The sequence below is a fragment of the Nonomuraea sp. NPDC051941 genome (genome assembly GCF_044593615.1).
In genome coordinates, this window is record NZ_JBIUCF010000020.1 from 136,238 (window position 1) to 152,131 (window position 15,894).

The window sequence follows — 15,894 nt, forward strand, 5'->3', positions numbered from 1 at the left end:
TTAATTGTGATCATCAACAGGAGCACAGCAGCCCGCGCAGCGCCGTCTCCAGGCACAGGCCGGAGCGGGCCGGGGTCGGCCACGGGAAGCGGATCAGCGCCTCGTCCACCCGTACGGTCGCCCCGAACCGGTCCAGCTCCCACAGCCACACCTCGCCGGCCTCCTCGCCGAGCTGTCGGGACACGCCCGCGGTGAGCTGCGCCCGGTGCGAGGCGTTGACGTGCGAGAGCACCCGCTCGGCCGTCTCCGCCAGCGGGTCCGGCGCCGCGCCCAGGTAGTCGTCGGCGTCCAGCAGCCCCGACTCCTGCCCGGTCAGGTACACGACCTGCCCCACGTCCAGCCGCAGCAGCCGGGGCGCGGAGCGCTCCCCGAACCGCTCGAGCGCGTCGAACAGGCTCTCGTCGGCGCTGTGGGCGGCCACCGCGACCGCCGCGCCCCGTGCCTCGCTCTCCGGCACGGCCTCCGCCCACCCCTGCACCTCGAGCAGCCCGCGCGGATGGGTGGCCTCACCCAGTTGCCGCATCGCCGTCAGGTTCACCGCCACGACGGCGTCCTCGCGCAGGGGGTGCAGCGGCTCGCCGGGCAGTACCAAGAGCACGGGCCGGCCGCGCTCGTCCACGCCTCCCCGGGCCGGCGAGGGCGCTCCGTCGACGGACAGCTTGGCGACGTTCGCGGTCGCGGCGAGGGTGCGGACCCGCTCGGGGATCGGCAGCATGGGCCCTCCATTTCAATGATAGGTTAGGCTTCCCTAAGTAAGGATTACCTAATCACATTGAGGTGAACGTGCGCTACACCGGTCCCAAGGTGCGACTGTCGCGTCGCGCGGGCGTCCCGCTGACCAGGAAAGCCGTCCGCTACTTCGAGCAGCGCCCCTATCCGCCGGGCGAGCACGGCCGCAAGACCAACCGCCGCAGCACCGGCGACTACGGGCTGCGGCTGATGGAGAAGCAGAAGCTGCGCTGGTACTACGACGTGTCGGAGCGGCAGCTGCGCCGCTACTGGGACCTCGCCGTCCGCAAGTCGGGCGCGTCCGGCGCCGAGTTGGTCACGCTGCTGGAGAGTCGCCTGGCATCGCTCGTGTTGCGCGCCGGGCTGGCGCCGTCCATCTACGCGGCACGGCAGTACGTCAACCACGGCCACATCGCCGTGGACGGCCGCAAGGTGGACATCCCCAGCTACCTGGTCAAGCCCGGGCAGGTGGTCACGGTGCGGGAGCGCTCCCGCAGGATGCAGCCGTTCGTGGCCGCCGCCGAAGGCGTGTACGCCGACGAGCGCACCGCGGCCTACCTCTCCGTGGATCACGCCAATTTGACGTTCACGCTGGTGAACCGCCCCGAACGCGAACAGGTCGTGGTCCCCGTGGAGGAGCAACTCGTCGTGGAGTTCTATTCTCGTTAGCCGTGAGCGAACCGGTAGAGCGTCATGCGAGTTGGTTAGAGCTGTTCTTCGACCTGGTGGTCGTCGTGGCGGTGGCGCAGCTGGCCCACCGACTGGAGCACCCCACGTGGGAGAACGTCGCGTTGTTCGCGGTGCTCTACTACGCCGTGTGGAGCGTGTGGACGACACTGACGCTCTATTCGAACGCCGAGGCCGATCGCACCCGCACCCGCGGCATGCTGATCGGCATGTTCGGCATCGCGGTGATGGCCGCGGCCGCGCCCGACGTGGCGCACGTGCTGAAGGAGACCGGTGACACGCATGACGGCTGGTTCATCGCCGCCTACATCACCTGCAGGGTCGGCGCCTCGCAGACCCTGCAGCGCGCCGGCACGATCCTGACGGCGTGGCCGGCGGCCCAGCTCGGCGCGGGCCTGATCCCGTGGTTCGCCTCCATCGGCGTCCAAGGCCCGGCGCGCTACTTCCTGTGGGGGCTGGGCGCCGTACTCGACCTGATCTTCTCCGTGCTCCAGAGCCGCAGGCCGGAGCGCCTGATCAAGGAGATGCAGCACCAGGCCCTGCGGCAGGCGCAGCGGCTGGAGCAGCGTGACCGGCGGAGGGGCGACGGGCCGGTGGTGCGCCCGGCGGCGCGGGTCAAGGCCGCCGTGCTCGACCCCGCCCATCTCGGGGAGCGGCTCGGCCTGTTCGTGATCATCGTGCTCGGCGAGGCCGTCATGCAGGTCGTGATGGCCTCCTCCGGGCATTCCTGGGACCTGCAGCTCGGTCTGGCGGCGGTGGCCGGGTTCGGGCTGATCGTCTCGCTGTGGTGGCTGACCCTGCAGTACGGCGTGAGCGCCGTGCCGGGCGCGGCCGAGCGGGGGCTGCGCGCGTATGTGGCGCTGCCCGCGCACTTCGCGATGACCGCGGGCATCACCGCGACCGCGGCCGGGCTCGGCGCGGTCGCCGCGGACCCGGCCGCGCACCCGCACGGCGGCATCGGCTGGGTGCTGGCCGCCGGTCTGGCCGTCTACTTCGCCGCCTCCGCCGTGCTCGGCGTGGCGAGCGGCGCCGAGCGGCGGTGGATCTGGGGATGGGCCCTGCCGTCCGTGGCCGCGCCCCTGGCGGTGGGCGCGGTGTCCGGGCTCGTCGAGGGCTGGGCCGTGGTCGCGCTGCTGCTGGTCGTCGCCCTGTGGCGGGTCGCCTACCGGCACCGCGGCGGCACGGCCCAGGAGGGCTCAGTCCAGCCGGCGTAGCTCGGCGACCTCCTTGCGCAGCTCGGCCAGCTCGTCGAGGATCCGCTGGGTGTGCTCGCTGGTGTCCTCCAGCGCCGCGCGCTCCTCGGCGCGTTCCTCGGCGCTCTCCTCGTCCATGGCGCTGACGACCACGGCCATGAAGAGGTTCAGGATCACGAACGTGCAGATCAGGATGAAGATGGTGAAGAAGACCCAGGCCGACGGATGGCGGGTCATCACCTCCCTGGCGATGTTGCCCCAGTCGTCGCCGGTCATCGTCTGGTAGAGGGTGAACAGCGAGGTCGGCAGGCTGCCGAAGCGCTCGGGGGAGGTGCTCCCGTAGAGCTTGGTGGCCATGACGGCGGCCACGTAGAGCACCAGGCCGAGCAGCACCACGATCGAGCTCATCCCCGGCATGGCGCGCAGCAGCGCCGAGACGACGCGGCGCAGGCTCGGCACGACCGACAGCAGCCGCAGGGCACGCAGGATGCGCAGCGAGCGCAGCACGGACAGGCCGCCCGTGGCGGGCATGAAGGCGATGAGGACGATCGCGGCGTCAAAGACGTTCCACGGGTCGCGGAGGAACCTGGAGCGCTCGACGTAGATCTTGGCGATCAGCTCGACGGCGAAGACGTACAGCGCGATGTGGTCGACCACGGTGAGCAGGTGGCCGAACCGCGCGACCGCCGCGGGGAAGGTCTCGAGACCCAGCGTGGCCGCGTTGAGCAGGATGACGCCGACGATGAACCGCTGGAAGCTTTCGCGGGCGAGGAAGGCGGCGGTGCGTTCACGCACGGGGGCAGGCTCCTAAGGGCTTGGTCATGTGCCCCACCATGATGGCGCAACATGATCAAGCCGATGTCTGTGGTATAAAAACGCACCTGAGCGACGAATGGTGAGGGCGCCGAGCGAGCATGTCCTATCCGAACTACGGTCCCTCCTACTACGGGCCGCCACCCCAGACCCACCCCCAGGGCACCGCCATCCTGGTGCTGGGCATCCTGAGCCTGGTGGTCTGCACGTTCATCGGCCCCTTCGCCTGGTCGATGGGCAACAGGGCGCTGCGCGAGATCGACGAGAGCGGCTATTACTACGAGAACCGCGGCATGGTGCAGGCCGGGCGCATCTGCGGCATCGTCAGCTCGGTCCTGATGATGATCACCCTCGGCTTCGTCGTCCTAATGTTCGGGCTCATGCTGGTCACCGGGGCCCTTTCCAGCTAGCAGGTCGCCGAGGCCCGACTCCAGCAGGTCGAAGGCCTGCTCCGCCTGAGCCCGCAGGCCGGGCTCGATGCTCTCCCACTCCTCGCCCGCGAGGAGCCGGCGGATCGAGTAGTCGCCGAGCAGCCGCGTCGTGTTGAGCAGGTGGGAGGCCACCAGCCGCGGCGTCAGGTCGTCGGGGTCGGCCTCGAGCTCGTCGGCCAGCGCCTGCGCCAGCACGCGCTCCCGCTCCTCGCCGATCTCGCGTAGCTTGGCGCCCAGCGAGGGGGCCTCGTCGACGATCCTGGCGAACAGGTCGACTCCCGCGTTGAGCCCGTAACGCCAGTGGCGGGTGTCGAGCGCGTCGAGGAAGTCGCGGCGGAACGCCCGCACCACGCTCTCCCCGGGCTCGCGCTCGCGCAGCACGCGCGGGGCCAGGTCGACGGCCACCTCCTGCCGGTCGGCGAAGAGGTCCTCCTTGGTGCTGAAGTAGTTGAACACCGTGTTGACCGACACGTCGGCGGCCCGCGCCACCTCGGCCACGGTCACGTTGTCGAACCCCTTGGCCATGAACAGCCCCATCGCGACGTCCGCGATGCGCTGCCTGGTCTCGCGCTTCTTCCGCTCCCGCAGCCCCTCTTGCATGCCCCCATCGTACCAAGTTTGCAGTGGCACCAAAATTGTGGTTACTCTAATTTTGGAGGCGATGAAATGATCAGGACTTCAGGTCTGAGCAAGACCTTCGACGGCGGCACAGAGGCCGTCAAAGGCGTCGACCTATCGGTCGGGCCCGGCGAGATCGTCGGGTTCCTCGGTCCGAACGGCGCCGGCAAGACCACGACCATGCGCATGCTGACCACGCTGCTGCGCCCCACGTCCGGCACCGCCACGGTGGCCGGCCACGACCTGCTCGGCGACGCGAAGGAGGTGCGCAGGCGCATCGGCTACGTCTCCCAGACCGGCGGGACGTCGCCGACCTCGCCGCTGATGGGCGAGCTCGTGCTCCAGGGCATGCTGTACGGCCTGAGCAGGGCGGCGGCCGAGACCAAGACGCGGGAGGCGCTGGAGCGGCTCGAACTCACGGGCCTGGAGTCGAAGCCCGGCGCGGCGCTGTCCGGCGGGCAGCGCCGCCGCTTCGACATCGCGTTCGCCCTGCTGCACGACCCGGTCCTGCTCTTCCTCGACGAGCCCACGACGGGCCTCGACCCGCAGAGCCGGGCCAACCTGTGGGACCACATCCGCTCGCTGCGCGGCGAGCGGGGCATGACGGTCTTCCTCACCACCCACTACCTGGACGAGGCCGACGCGCTCTGCGACCGGATAGTGATCATCGACCACGGCCGGATCGTGGCCGAAGGCGCCCCGGCCGAGCTGAAGACCGGCGGGCGCACGCTCGACGAGGTGTTCCTGGACATCACCGGCAGGTCCCTACGCGAGGAGGCGGGCGTCTGATGCTGCGTGACACCTGGGTGCTGTTCCGCCACGGCGTGCGCGTCACGCTCCAGCAGAAGGTCGGCATGGTCTTCGGCGCGATCCAGCCGCTGCTCTTCCTGGTGCTGTTCGGGCCCATCTTCACCACGTTCGGCACGTGGGAGACGCTCGTCCCCGGCCTCATCATCCAGCTCGGGCTCATGAGCATGGGGCTCGCCGGGTTCGGGGTGGTGTTCGAGAAGCGCTCCGGCGTGCTGGAGCGCATGCGCGTCACCCCGGCCAGCCGGCTGGCGCTGCTGCTCGGGCGCGTGCTCAACAACGCGCTCACCCTGACGATCCAGACGCTGCTGCTCCTGGTGGTCGCCTTCGCCTTCGGTCTGCGGGCTCCCGTGCAGGGGCTGGCGGCCGGGTTCGTGCTGGTGATCGTGCTCGGGAGCAGCCTGGCCGCGCTGTCGTACGCCATCGCGCTGACGATGAACGAGCACCTGTTCGCGCCCGTGATGTCCACGGCGGTGATCCCGCTGGTCCTGCTGTCCGGCTCGTTCCTGCCGATGTCGATGGCGCCGGGCTGGCTCGACGCCATCTCGCACATCAGCCCGTTCAGGTACACGCTGGAGGCGCTGCGCGACCTGTTCGAGGGGCACTACCTGACGGGCACCGTGGGCCTGGGAGTGGCCGTGACGGTGGTGTTCGCCGCGGTCAGCCTCACGGTCGGGACCCGGGTCTTCAACCGGGAGAACGCCTGAGAGCGCCGTTCAGGCCGCGTTCCTGGCGCGCCGCCGCAGCGCGGCGATGATCCCCGCCGGGTCCACGTTCCCGTAGCCATAGTCGTAGTCGAAGCCCACCTCGCTGCGGTCCTCGGCGGTGCGCCGCAGCAGCGCCCGCAGCTGGGTGGGCGACAGCCGGGTCGACGGCCACAGGGTGCGGACGGCGGCGACGAGCCCGGCGGCCACCGGCGTCGCCGCGGAGGTGCCCGAGTCGGGCTCGTCGTCGCCGAACGCCTTGGACCCGGAGAAGTGGGTGTAGGCGCAGAAGTCGGGCTTGCGGGCGGTCAGCCGCCCGGGGCCCTGCGAGGAGTAGCCCACGCGCTCCCCGTTGATGTCGACGCCGCCGACGGACAGGGCCTTCGGGTGGGAGTTGGCGCCGACGATGGGCCGGTTGGGGTAGACGCACCGGCCGTCGGGGCACTGGGTGCCGCAGTTGCCCGCCGCGAACAGCACGTCGGCGCCCGCCCGGTCGAGCTCGGCCACCATCAGGTTGAACGGGTGGGCGGCGTTGTCGGAGTAGTTGCCCGGATGCCCGACGGGGAAGTCCCACTCGGGGGAGAAGGAGCCCCACGAGTTGCTCACCACCAGCGCCCTGGTCTCGGCGGGCTGGGCGGCGAGCACGCTGCGCAGGTGCGCGAACGCCGACACCGCGTCCGACAGCAGCCCGTCCAGCGCCGAGCCGCCGGGCCGGGTGGACAGCAGGACCGGGATGTCGATCAGCGACGCCTGAGGAGCGGCGATGAGCGTGTCGAACGCGCACATCGTCCCGTGATCGACCTCGAACTCGCCCGCCTTGCCCGACACGCCCTGCGGGCTCCAGGACCGCTCGGCGTCCAGCGTGACGCCCCTGCCGAGCTGCCTGGCGGTGTGGGCCGCGTTGATCCCGGTGTCGAGCACGGCCAGCGCCACGCCGCTGCCGTCGAGGCCCTCGGCGCTCAGCCCCGGCACGTTCAGCAGCCGCTCCACGTCGTGCCAGGTGCCGACCGGCGGGTCGCCCCCGCACGTGCGCGTGGTCGCGATCACCGGGTCGGCGTAGACGCCGACCACGTCGGGCCGCAGCGCGGGCAGCAGCGTGACCCTGGAGGCCAGCTCGTCGTCCGAGATGGTGCCGCGCACCAGCACGGAGGCGTCCTCGGCGGCCAGCGAGAAGTCGAGCGGCTGATTGAGCGAGAGGGGGTCGCCCCCGGCGATCGGGACGGGCCGCGCGACCGCCACGGGGACGTACGCGGTGTCGAGCTCGACCCCGGGCAGCCCGTCGGCCACGTCGGCCGTGGTGGCGCTCTGATCCGGGTCGGCGACGGCCGCGACCAGATCGGGGGAGGGGCGGAGCTGGATCAGGACCCGCATGTGTCACCACCGAATCTCGTGGAGGGAATGAACTCCCCAAGATTCCTCCATTCATCGCCCCGGCGTCCAGCGCCTTTCACGGGTTTGACCTGCGCAAATACCCTAATTAGTGCGAACCGGATGACATTTCTTCCGGGGCGTCAGGCTTCCGTGTTCCCGGTCTGTTCACTACGGTGTCGAATCATGACGCTCCAGGCGCAGATGCCGGTCGACGACGGAGAAAAAGCTCACTGGCTGGCGGTGCGGCCGAGGCTCGTCCTCGCCAGCGCCTTCATGCTGTTCCTCGAGCTGGCGCTGATCCGGTGGACCGGGTCCAACATCGTCCACCTCAGCTATTTCACCAACTTCGTGCTACTCGGCTCGTTCCTGGGCATCGGGCTCGGCTTCCTGCGCGTGGGGCGGTCGCGGCGGCAGCCGTACTACTCGCCCGTGGTGCTGGCCGTCCTGGTCGCCGTCGTCCTGACGTTCCCCGTGACCGTCGACAGGAACACCGAGGGCGTCCTGTACTGGACGAGCCTGTCCACCAGCGGCCCGCCCGCGTGGCTGATCCTGCCGGTGATCTTCGCCGCCGCCGCGCTGGTGGTCATGGGCCCCGCCGAGCTCGTCGGGCGCTGTTTCCCCGAGCTGCCGCGCCTGGAGGCCTACCGCTACGACCTGATCGGCAGCCTCAGCGGGATCGCCGCGTTCACGGCGCTGTCGTTCCTGAGCGCGCCGCCGGTGTTCTGGGGGCTGGTCGCGGCCATCTGCTACGGGCTGCTGCTCATGCCCCGGCCGCGCTCGCTCTACCTCGGCCTGGTGACCGTGCCCTCGCTGGCCGTGGTGGGGCTGCTGCTGATGGAGACGCTGACCGCCGGGGCCATCTGGTCGCCGTACTACAAGGTGACCGCGCGCCAGCTCACCCAGCTCGGCGTGCCCGTCACCGACATCTCCGTGAACGGCATCCCGCACCAGCAGGCCGTGCCCGCCGCCGCCCGGCTGCAGTGGGAGGCCCAGTACGGCCTGCCGTACGAGCGGACCAGCAAGCCGCCCAAGGACGTGCTCATCGTCGGCGCGGGCAGCGGCACCGACGTGGCCATCGCGCTGTCCAAGGGCGCCAACCGGGTGGACGCCGTGGAGATCGACCCCAAGCTGCGCGAGCTGGGCGGCTCGGTCCACCCCGACAAGCCGTACGACGACCCGCGCGTCACCACCCACATCACCGACGGGCGGGCCTTCCTCGAGCGCACGGGCGGCAAGTACGACCTGATCCTCTTCGCCCTGCCCGACTCGCTCACCCTCGTCTCCGGGGCGAGCTCGCTGCGTCTGGAGAGCTACCTGTTCACCGAGGAGGCCATGAAGGCCGCCCGCGCCCACCTCAAGCCGGGCGGCACCTTCTCGATGTACAACTACTACCGGGAGAGCTGGCTGGTCGACCGCCTCGCCTCCACCATGCAGAGCGCCTTCGGCCACAAGCCGTGCGTCGACGTCGTCAGCACCGCCGGCCAGCAGGCCGTCATCACGGCGGGCGTGACGGCCGACGCGCAGCGCTGCGCGTCGGAGTGGCCCGGCGCCGCCCCCGGCACCCCGCAGCCCGCCAACGACGACCGGCCGTTCCTCTACCTCAAGGACGCCACGATCCCGCCGATCTACATCATCACGCTCGGCCTGATCCTCATCGTCAGCCTCTTCGCCGTCCGCGTCGTCGCCGGACCCTACGAGCGGATGCGGCCGTACGCGGACCTGTTCCTGCTCGGCGTGGCGTTCATGCTGCTGGAGACGAAGAGCGTGACCGGGTTCGCGCTGCTGTTCGGCACCACGTGGGTGGTCAACGCGATCGTCTTCGCCGGCGTCCTGGTCGCGGTCCTCGCCGCCGTCGAGGTCACCCGCCACTTCCGCACCCCACCGCTGCCCGTCATGTACGGCGTGCTGCTCGCGGGCCTGCTGCTGTCCTGGCTGGTGCCGAACTCGTGGCTGCTGTCCCTGCCGGTGCCCCTGCGCGCGGTGGCGGCCGTGGTGGTGGCGTTCCTGCCGATCTTCGCCGCGAACGTCGTCTTCGCCAAGCGCTTCGCCGAGACGGCCGACGCGACCACCTCCTTCGGCGCGAACCTGCTGGGGGCCATGGTGGGCGGCTGCCTGGAGTACGCGGCGCTGGTGATCGGGTACAAGGGGCTGCTGATCGTGGCGGCGGTGCTCTACATCGGGGCGATGGTGCTGCTGCCCCGGAAGTCGGTCACCGCCTGACGGCCGGGGCGGCGGGGGATTCCCCGCCGCCGGTGCCGTGGTTACAGGCCGCAGAGCTCGTCGAGGGACTTGGCGCCCTTCTGGGTGTTCCTGGTCGGTGTCTGCGTGGGCGCCGCCGCCTGGCGCGTACGGGTCGGCGTGGCCGAGGACGTGACGCTCGGGGACGCGCTCACGTTGGCCGTCTGGGCCTGGCGGGCGGGCCGGCCGGAGTCGGCGATCGCCTTCCTGGAGGCCACGCGGATCTTCGCCCAGTCAGGCCGGCCCGAGTAGAACTCCGGCGGCACGAACTGCAGGCTCGTGATCCGGGCGTCCTTGACCTTGACGGCCAGCTCCACCAGCGGCTGCACCAGGTGCTGCGGGATGTTCGTCTGGGCCAGCCGCTTGGCCGCGCCGGCGATCCTGGTGAAGTTGGTGAGGATCACGGTGGGGGTGGCCTGCTGGGCGAAGGCGCCGATGACGCAGCGCTGGCGGGCCATGCGGGAGAAGTCGTCGCTGTTGACCCGGGAGCGGCCGTACCAGAGAGCCTGCTCGCCCGACAGCTTCCGGTAGCCCGCCTTGATGGTGCCCGCCGTGCCGAAGTGGCCGCCCCACTTGACGTCCTGCTCGACCCGGATCTTGAGGCCGCCGATGGCGTCGACGAGGTCCGCGAAGCCGTACATGTTCATCAGCATGTAGTAGTCGATCTTGAGGTTCAGCGTGTAGCCGATGGCGTCCATCAGCGCCCGGGGGCCCTTGTTCTTGCCGCCCATGAGCTGCGGGTTGTCGTTGGCGTACTGCCAGACCTCGTTGAGCAGGCCCCCGTTGGGGAGCTCGGCCATGTAGCCGTTCGGGAACTGCTTGTGCAGCGGCGAGGTCGGCGGGAATCGCACGTGCTGCAGGTTGCGCGGCAGGCTGAACAGGACGGTGTTGCCCGTCTTGAGGTCGATGCTGGCCACGTTCATGCTGTCGGTGCGCACGCCGGTGCGGTTGCCGGCCGCGTCGCCGCCGATCAGCAGGAAGTTCACGCGGTCCTTGCCGCCCCACGGGTCCTCGCCTTCCTTGACCGGGGCGGGGGCCTCGGGGTCGGGTGTCGAGGGGAAGATCTGCTTGATCGCTTCCCGCGCGGTGAGCACGTAGTTGGCGGTCAGGGCGAACGGCGACATCACCGCCACGCACAGCACCCCGACGACGATGCCGGTCAGCACCTGGCCCTGCTGGTTGAGGCGGTTGGGCCCGAGCGCGACGTACGAGGTCACCAGCACCGCGAACCACAGCAGCGCGAGGACCGAGGCCACGACGACCACGGTCATCATCATCCCGTCGCCGGCGAACGCGGTGAGGTTCTGCATGTTCCGGGTCAGCCCGAAGGCCAGGGCCGCAAGGAGCAGTACCGCGTACACGCTGAGGAGGATCAGCCCGGTACGGCGGCGCCCGGCGCGCAGATGTGCGGCGCCGGGCGCGATGGCGGACAAAGCGGTCCACCCGAGTACGGATCCGGTCGTCAGGGGCTTGGCGAAGCGAGGGGAGGAGGAGCCAGGGCGCGGACGGCGAACGGGCCGCCGTTTCTTGTTGCCCCCTGGCACGGTTTCTGCCCCATCGCGATTGCTCACACCCGGCTCCTTACACGCCTACCAGGCAAAACTGTCGTTGCCCCCCGTTGGGCACAAGATTGCCAGGATTCTAGTCCCCATATCTGGACATCAGAGACATGTGCCCAAGCTGAGATGAACACTACGTGCACGATGGGCCGCGTTTATGGGGTTTTGGGTAGGTCGTAACTTTTTTCAGGAGACGGTCGAGGACGGCGCCATCCAGGTGTTGCACTGGTACGTCTTGTCCCGCTCCCAGCCCTGCCGGAACCACCGGTTGTTGTTGGCGGGTGTGCCGTGGTCGCGCGGCCACCCCGGATAGTCGCCCACCTGGGCGTAGAACGAGAACAGGCGGCTGCGCAGGGACGTGTTCACCGGGTACGTCGCCGCCACCGACCGCATCCACATGGCGCCGAAGCAGGTCGCCTGCAGCTCGAGCCGCCTGCTGAGCGCCAGCTTGCCGCTCTGGCCGGAGGAGTCGAGGGTGGCGCGCCACCAGGAGTCCATCAGGCCGGTGATGTTCTGGATGTGGTGGCCGTACTCGTGGGCCATCATGCTGATGATGCCGCCGTGCCACTGGATGATCTGGCCGTACCCGCGGGCGTTGCCGTTGCCCCGGGACATGGCCGAGGTGGAGGCGTAGATCGTGTTGTTGCGCGGGCAGTAGTACGGCACCATGCTCCCGGCCGACGGATAGTCGCCGCACGCGCCCCGGCCCCGCTTGGCGGCGATGGCGTAGTTGGGCGCGCTGAACTGGATGCCCTGCTTCTCCAGGATCGGCCCCCACGCCCGGTCCATGCACTTGCCGGTCTTCAGGATCAGCGCCTTGAGCTGACTGTGGTTGAAGATGTCGGCGCTCCCGCCGGAGCAGCTCAGCCTGGGCAGCGAGCCCGCCCGGTACATGGTGTTGCTCTTCAGGCTCGTGTTCAGCGTCACCTGGGGAGGCTGCGTCGGGGTCGTCTCCGGCTCCTGGGTCTCCTCCTGGGTGGGCTGCTGCGTCGGCGAGTCGGACTCCGTCGGGGTCGGCTGCCGCGTGCGGGTCGGGAACGGGTCGCTGGTGTCGCGCTCGGACGGCTCGTACGTCGGGATCGCGACCGGTGTCGTCGTCTCCGACCTCGACGCGCTCTTGAACAGCGCCGACGCGATGACGATCAGCACGAACAGCGCGGCGATCCCCCCGAGCACGCCGCCGATCACGCCGAAGACGCCCATGCCGGACTTCCTGCGCTGCGGCGGCCCCCACTGCGCCGGCGGCAAAGGGGGCGGCGGGGGTGGCGGAGGCGGGGGCGGCGGTTGCCGGTATTGCTGCTGCTGCCCGTAGGGTGGCGGCGGTGGCGGGTACTGCGGGCCGCCCTGGGGATAGGCCTGCTGCGGGTAAGCGGGCCCCTGAGGGTGGGGCGGCGCCTGCTGGTACGGGTTCCCCTGCGGAGGCGGTCCCGGGGGCGGGGGAGGCGGTGGGGGAGGCGGCGGAGGCGTCGGGTACGGCTGCCGGCTCGGCGGCTGCGGCTGGCGGTAGTTCGGCGGCGGCCACGGCAATGAGGGAGGCCTCTGTGGCTGCCCTGGCCCCTGTGGCGGGGGTGGATAATGCCCGTTCCCTGTCACCGTGTCTCCCCGTTCGCCCGGTTGTCTGGAATCGATGGCTTTGCGCCGCGACTTGCCGGACCCTTGCCAAATTTGGGGCAAAAGCATACTCATTTCTCACCCGTCACGGATGTAGCAGTGATCGGTTACGGTCCGAAATCATTCGAGGTGATCTCGGTTATCTCCCGGTCCGCGCGGCGGGCGTTGCCCTAGCTTCTTTGGCATGAATCTCCAGCAGCTCCGCTATGTGGTCGCGACTGCGGAGCACCGCACCATGACCGACGCGGCAAGATCGCTTTACATCGCGCAGCCTGCGCTGTCCCGCGCGATCCGCGATCTGGAGCGGGAGCTCGGTATGACGCTCTTCGCTCGTTCAGGCCGTGGCGTGGTCGTCACCGCGCAGGGCCGTCGCGTGGTCAAGCTGGCGAGGGAGGCACTCGATGCCGTTCACGAGATCGAGGGCCTGGCCAACCACAGCGGCGTCACGGAAGCGGAGCTCCGCATCGCGTCCACGCCCAGCCTCGAACCCGGCCTGGCCGGGCGGCTGCTCCCGGCTTATGCGGCCGAGCATCCGGGAGTACGCGTGCACATCGTTCGCTGCGACGGCAGAGACGGCGTCGTCAGCGCCATCAGAGATCAGCGGGCCGACCTCGGGCTCACCGATCTCCCGGTCCCCACGGACCTGATCACCCATCCGCTCGAGCGCCAGGAGATCGTGCTGATCTCCCCGCCCGGGCTCGACCTGCCCAACCCGGTGCCGATGGGCAAGCTGCACGGCATGCGCCTGGCGCTGCCGGCCCGCGGCAGCGTGCGGCGCAGGGAGCTGGACGCGATGTTCGGCAAGTACTCGGTGAGTCCCGTGGTCGTGCTCGAAACCGACGAGCGCAACGGCTGGCTCAACGCGGTACGCACGGGCCAGGCGTCGTTGCTCTGGTACCGCGGCCTGGCGGAACAGGCCAGTCGCGCGGGCCTGATCGTGCGCTCGCTCGAACCCGCCGTACGGCGCGTCATCGCCGTCGTGCACGCCCGCCGCCGCCTGCCGCTGATCGCCCAGGACTTCCTGTCCACCGCGGAAAAGGGGACAGCGGCCTGACCCGATTAGGAACGATCCAGAGTTAACCAACCCCCTACCGGGAGACCGGCAACCGCACCACGGCCCGCAGTCCAGGCGCGGCGTCCTCCAGGACGACCGTGCCGCCGTGCGCACGCACGGTCTCGCGTACGATCGCCAGCCCCAGCCCGGCGCCGCCCTCATCACGGCTGCGCCCGGAGTCCAGCCTGGTGAACCGATTGAAGACGCGCTCGCGATCCTGCTCAGGGATGCCGGGCCCGTCGTCGGTCACCGTCAGCACTCCGTCCGCGGTCAAGGCCACCTCGACCTTGGAAGAGGTGTGGCGTACCGCGTTGTCCATCAGGTTCGTCAGCACCCGGCTCAGGTCGAGGGCGTCTCCGCGCACCACGACCGGGTCGCACACCGTCAGGCGCGCCTCGGCGTACCTGTCGACGGTCTGGCGGACCACCTCGTCCAGCTCGACGGGTTCCCGCCTGGCGGGCACGCCGCCGCGCTCGTCCAGCCTGGCCAGCGCCAGCAGGTCCTCGGCCAGCCTGGACAGCCGCATCGTGTCCTCCAGGACGCCCTCGGCGGTCTCCCGCCAGTCCTGGCCCTCCGGATGTCCCAGCGCGACCTCGAGCTGCAGCCTGATGCTGGCCAGCGGGCTGCGCAGCTCGTGTGCCGCGTCGGAGACCAGCGCCCGCTGGCGCTGCTCGGCCTCCTCCAGCCTGGCCAGCATGCCGTTGAGCGTGGTGGCCAGCGAGTACACCTCGTCACGCGACTGCGGCACCGGCAGCCGGCGCGACCTGGCCGTGTGCGTGATGTCCGCCGCGCCCCTGCGCAGGGCCGCGATCGGGCGCAGCGTACGGCCGATCATGAGCCAGCTCGCCACCGCGAGCAGCACGATCAGCGCGGGCGTGCCCACCAGCAGCACCCGTCCGGCCGTGACCAGGCTGGTCTGGATCTCGCTGATGGGCCGGGCCGCGATGACGGTCTGCCCGCGGTCCGCGCTGAGCACGATCACCCGCAGGAACCCCGGGACCGCGTACGGCCGCCCGTCCAGGAGCGTGGCCTGCCCCCGCTTGAGCACCTTGTCCCGGGCCTTGGCGTCCAGCAGCGGGACCAGCCGGTCGGTGCCGTACGTCACGTGCGTGATGCGCCCGCCGGCGTCGATGACCTGCACGATCGTGCCGTCGTGCGTGGTGATCGGGCTGGTCAGCGTCCCGGCGTCGGCCGCCACGCGCACGGCCTGCGCCGTCTGCCTGGTGGACTCGTCCACCGTGTCCATCAGCGCCCGTTCGAGCACGCTGACCAGCACCGACGCCGACACGGCCAGCGCCAGCGCGAGCACCGCGGCGGCCGCCACCGTGAGCCTGAACCGCAGCCCCTGCCGCCGCCACCAGACGAGCGGGGAGTCAGCCACCGTCGCCCGCCAGCCGGTAGCCCGCGCCGCGCACGGTCTGGAGCGCGTTCCTGCCGAACGGGACGTCGATCTTGCGCCGCAGGTAGCCGACGTACACCTCGACCACGTTCGGGTCGGTGTCGAAGGTGTCCCAGACGTGCTCCAGGATCTCCGCCTTCGACACGACCTCGTCCCGCCGCCGGATCAGGTACTCCAGCAGCGCGAACTCCCTCGGCGTCAGCTCGATCGAGCTCCCGTCCCGCTCGACCCTGCGCCGGGCCGGGTCGAGCGACAGGTCGCCGGCCACCAGCACCGACGGCCGCCGCCCCGCGTCGCGCCGCAGCAGCGCCCGGAGCCTGGCCACCAGCACCACGTACGAGAACGGCTTGGTCAGGTAGTCGTCGGCGCCCAGGTCGAGCCCGTCGGCCATGTCGTATTCGCCGTCCTTGGCCGACAGCATGAGGATCGGCACCCAGTTCTCCTCCGCGCGCAGCTGCTTGCACACGTTGTAGCCCGAGAGCCGGGGCAGCATGATGTCGAGCACCACGATGTCGTAGTCACCCTGCCTGGCCGCGTGCAGGCCCTCCTCGCCGTCGTGGGCGAGGTCCACGGCGAACCCCTCAGCCTGGAGCCCCCGCTGGAGCGCGGCGGCCATCCGCCGCTCGTCCTCGACGACAAGTACTCTCATGTGGCAATTCTCCTGTTCCCGCCCTGAGACA

General features: G+C 70.3%; 15 protein-coding genes. 7 read left to right on the plus strand and 8 right to left on the minus strand.

Annotated features, from left to right (window positions below; translation table 11 throughout):
* Window positions 1-13: 13 nt before the first annotated feature.
* On the minus strand, window positions 14-715 hold the full coding sequence (locus tag ACIHFD_RS31240; protein ID WP_350740752.1) for a DUF2470 domain-containing protein: 702 nt from the start codon (window positions 713-715) through the stop codon (window positions 14-16).
* Between the two features lie 68 nt (window positions 716-783).
* Here ACIHFD_RS31240 and rpsD point away from each other — a divergent pair, with 68 nt between their 5' ends.
* Both rpsD and ACIHFD_RS31250 read left to right on the plus strand, forming a co-directional pair.
* A complete protein-coding gene (gene rpsD / locus ACIHFD_RS31245) occupies window positions 784-1,398 on the plus strand; it encodes a 30S ribosomal protein S4 (protein ID WP_397369914.1) in 615 nt (204 codons plus the stop codon).
* A gap of 2 nt (window positions 1,399-1,400) precedes the next feature.
* Window positions 1,401-2,630 (plus strand): low temperature requirement protein A, encoded by a 1,230-nt coding sequence (locus tag ACIHFD_RS31250; protein ID WP_397369916.1) that lies wholly within the window; start codon window positions 1,401-1,403, stop codon window positions 2,628-2,630.
* Here the strand turns inward: ACIHFD_RS31250 and ACIHFD_RS31255 are convergent.
* Window positions 2,613-3,404: an ion transporter gene (locus ACIHFD_RS31255; RefSeq protein WP_397369917.1), complete on the minus strand. Its 792-nt coding sequence runs from the start codon at window positions 3,402-3,404 to the stop codon at window positions 2,613-2,615. The two genes, ACIHFD_RS31250 and ACIHFD_RS31255, sit on opposite strands and share 18 nt — an antisense overlap.
* 119 nt (window positions 3,405-3,523) lie before the next feature.
* On the opposite strand from ACIHFD_RS31255, the gene ACIHFD_RS31260 reads away from it, so the two are divergent.
* Complete coding sequence (locus ACIHFD_RS31260; RefSeq protein ID WP_363964346.1) at window positions 3,524-3,832, plus strand: DUF4190 domain-containing protein; 309 nt, start codon at window positions 3,524-3,526, stop codon at window positions 3,830-3,832.
* Here ACIHFD_RS31260 and ACIHFD_RS31265 read toward each other — a convergent pair.
* Window positions 3,788-4,453, minus strand: a complete 666-nt coding sequence (locus ACIHFD_RS31265; protein ID WP_397369918.1) for a TetR/AcrR family transcriptional regulator — start codon at window positions 4,451-4,453, stop codon at window positions 3,788-3,790. The two genes, ACIHFD_RS31260 and ACIHFD_RS31265, sit on opposite strands and share 45 nt — an antisense overlap.
* Before the next feature lie 66 nt (window positions 4,454-4,519).
* On the opposite strand from ACIHFD_RS31265, the gene ACIHFD_RS31270 reads away from it, so the two are divergent.
* Window positions 4,520-5,260 carry an ABC transporter ATP-binding protein gene (locus ACIHFD_RS31270; RefSeq protein WP_397369919.1) on the plus strand — a complete coding sequence of 247 codons (741 nt, stop codon included), beginning with the start codon at window positions 4,520-4,522 and terminating at the stop codon, window positions 5,258-5,260.
* Complete coding sequence (locus tag ACIHFD_RS31275) at window positions 5,260-5,985, plus strand: ABC transporter permease (protein ID WP_397369920.1); 726 nt, start codon at window positions 5,260-5,262, stop codon at window positions 5,983-5,985. The genes ACIHFD_RS31270 and ACIHFD_RS31275 overlap by 1 nt, the downstream gene beginning before the upstream one ends.
* Before the next feature lie 9 nt (window positions 5,986-5,994).
* Here ACIHFD_RS31275 and ACIHFD_RS31280 read toward each other — a convergent pair whose 3' ends face one another.
* Complete coding sequence (locus ACIHFD_RS31280) at window positions 5,995-7,353, minus strand: S8 family peptidase (RefSeq protein ID WP_397369921.1); 1,359 nt, start codon at window positions 7,351-7,353, stop codon at window positions 5,995-5,997.
* A 183-nt stretch (window positions 7,354-7,536) separates the two neighbouring features.
* Between ACIHFD_RS31280 and ACIHFD_RS31285 the strand changes: the two genes are divergently transcribed.
* The gene (locus ACIHFD_RS31285; protein ID WP_397369922.1) at window positions 7,537-9,573 is read left to right on the plus strand and encodes a spermidine synthase; all 2,037 of its coding nucleotides are present in this window, start codon (window positions 7,537-7,539) and stop codon (window positions 9,571-9,573) included.
* Between the two features lie 41 nt (window positions 9,574-9,614).
* Here the strand turns inward: ACIHFD_RS31285 and ACIHFD_RS31290 are convergent, their stop codons facing one another.
* Both ACIHFD_RS31290 and ACIHFD_RS31295 read right to left on the minus strand, forming a co-directional pair.
* On the minus strand, window positions 9,615-11,024 hold the full coding sequence (locus ACIHFD_RS31290; RefSeq protein WP_350740768.1) for an LCP family protein: 1,410 nt from the start codon (window positions 11,022-11,024) through the stop codon (window positions 9,615-9,617).
* 312 nt (window positions 11,025-11,336) lie between these two features.
* Window positions 11,337-12,353, minus strand: a complete 1,017-nt coding sequence (locus ACIHFD_RS31295; protein ID WP_397369923.1) for a neutral zinc metallopeptidase — start codon at window positions 12,351-12,353, stop codon at window positions 11,337-11,339.
* 592 nt (window positions 12,354-12,945) lie between these two features.
* Between ACIHFD_RS31295 and ACIHFD_RS31300 the strand changes: the two genes are divergently transcribed.
* Window positions 12,946-13,815, plus strand: a complete 870-nt coding sequence (locus tag ACIHFD_RS31300) for a LysR substrate-binding domain-containing protein (RefSeq protein WP_397369924.1) — start codon at window positions 12,946-12,948, stop codon at window positions 13,813-13,815.
* Between the two features lie 34 nt (window positions 13,816-13,849).
* Here the strand turns inward: ACIHFD_RS31300 and ACIHFD_RS31305 are convergent, their stop codons facing one another.
* Complete coding sequence (locus tag ACIHFD_RS31305) at window positions 13,850-15,196, minus strand: ATP-binding protein (RefSeq protein ID WP_350740773.1); 1,347 nt, start codon at window positions 15,194-15,196, stop codon at window positions 13,850-13,852.
* Window positions 15,189-15,863: a response regulator transcription factor gene (locus ACIHFD_RS31310; protein WP_397369926.1), complete on the minus strand. Its 675-nt coding sequence runs from the start codon at window positions 15,861-15,863 to the stop codon at window positions 15,189-15,191. The genes ACIHFD_RS31305 and ACIHFD_RS31310 overlap by 8 nt, the downstream gene beginning before the upstream one ends.
* Window positions 15,864-15,894 lie beyond the last annotated feature (31 nt).

Excerpts from the sequence above, each read along its gene's own strand:
- ACIHFD_RS31240 (WP_350740752.1), bottom strand. The coding sequence starts at position 715 with ATGCTGCCGATCCCCGAGCGGGTCCGCACCCTCGCCGCGACCGCGAAC.
- ACIHFD_RS31260 (WP_363964346.1), top strand. The coding sequence starts at position 3,524 with ATGTCCTATCCGAACTACGGTCCCTCCTACTACGGGCCGCCACCCCAG.
- ACIHFD_RS31265 (WP_397369918.1), bottom strand. The coding sequence starts at position 4,453 with ATGCAAGAGGGGCTGCGGGAGCGGAAGAAGCGCGAGACCAGGCAGCGC.
- ACIHFD_RS31270 (WP_397369919.1), top strand. The coding sequence starts at position 4,520 with ATGATCAGGACTTCAGGTCTGAGCAAGACCTTCGACGGCGGCACAGAG.
- ACIHFD_RS31275 (WP_397369920.1), top strand. The coding sequence starts at position 5,260 with ATGCTGCGTGACACCTGGGTGCTGTTCCGCCACGGCGTGCGCGTCACG.
- ACIHFD_RS31280 (WP_397369921.1), bottom strand. The coding sequence starts at position 7,353 with ATGCGGGTCCTGATCCAGCTCCGCCCCTCCCCCGATCTGGTCGCGGCC.
- ACIHFD_RS31285 (WP_397369922.1), top strand. The coding sequence starts at position 7,537 with ATGACGCTCCAGGCGCAGATGCCGGTCGACGACGGAGAAAAAGCTCAC.
- ACIHFD_RS31295 (WP_397369923.1), bottom strand. The coding sequence starts at position 12,353 with ATGGGCGTCTTCGGCGTGATCGGCGGCGTGCTCGGGGGGATCGCCGCG.
- ACIHFD_RS31300 (WP_397369924.1), top strand. The coding sequence starts at position 12,946 with ATGAATCTCCAGCAGCTCCGCTATGTGGTCGCGACTGCGGAGCACCGC.
- ACIHFD_RS31310 (WP_397369926.1), bottom strand. The coding sequence starts at position 15,863 with ATGAGAGTACTTGTCGTCGAGGACGAGCGGCGGATGGCCGCCGCGCTC.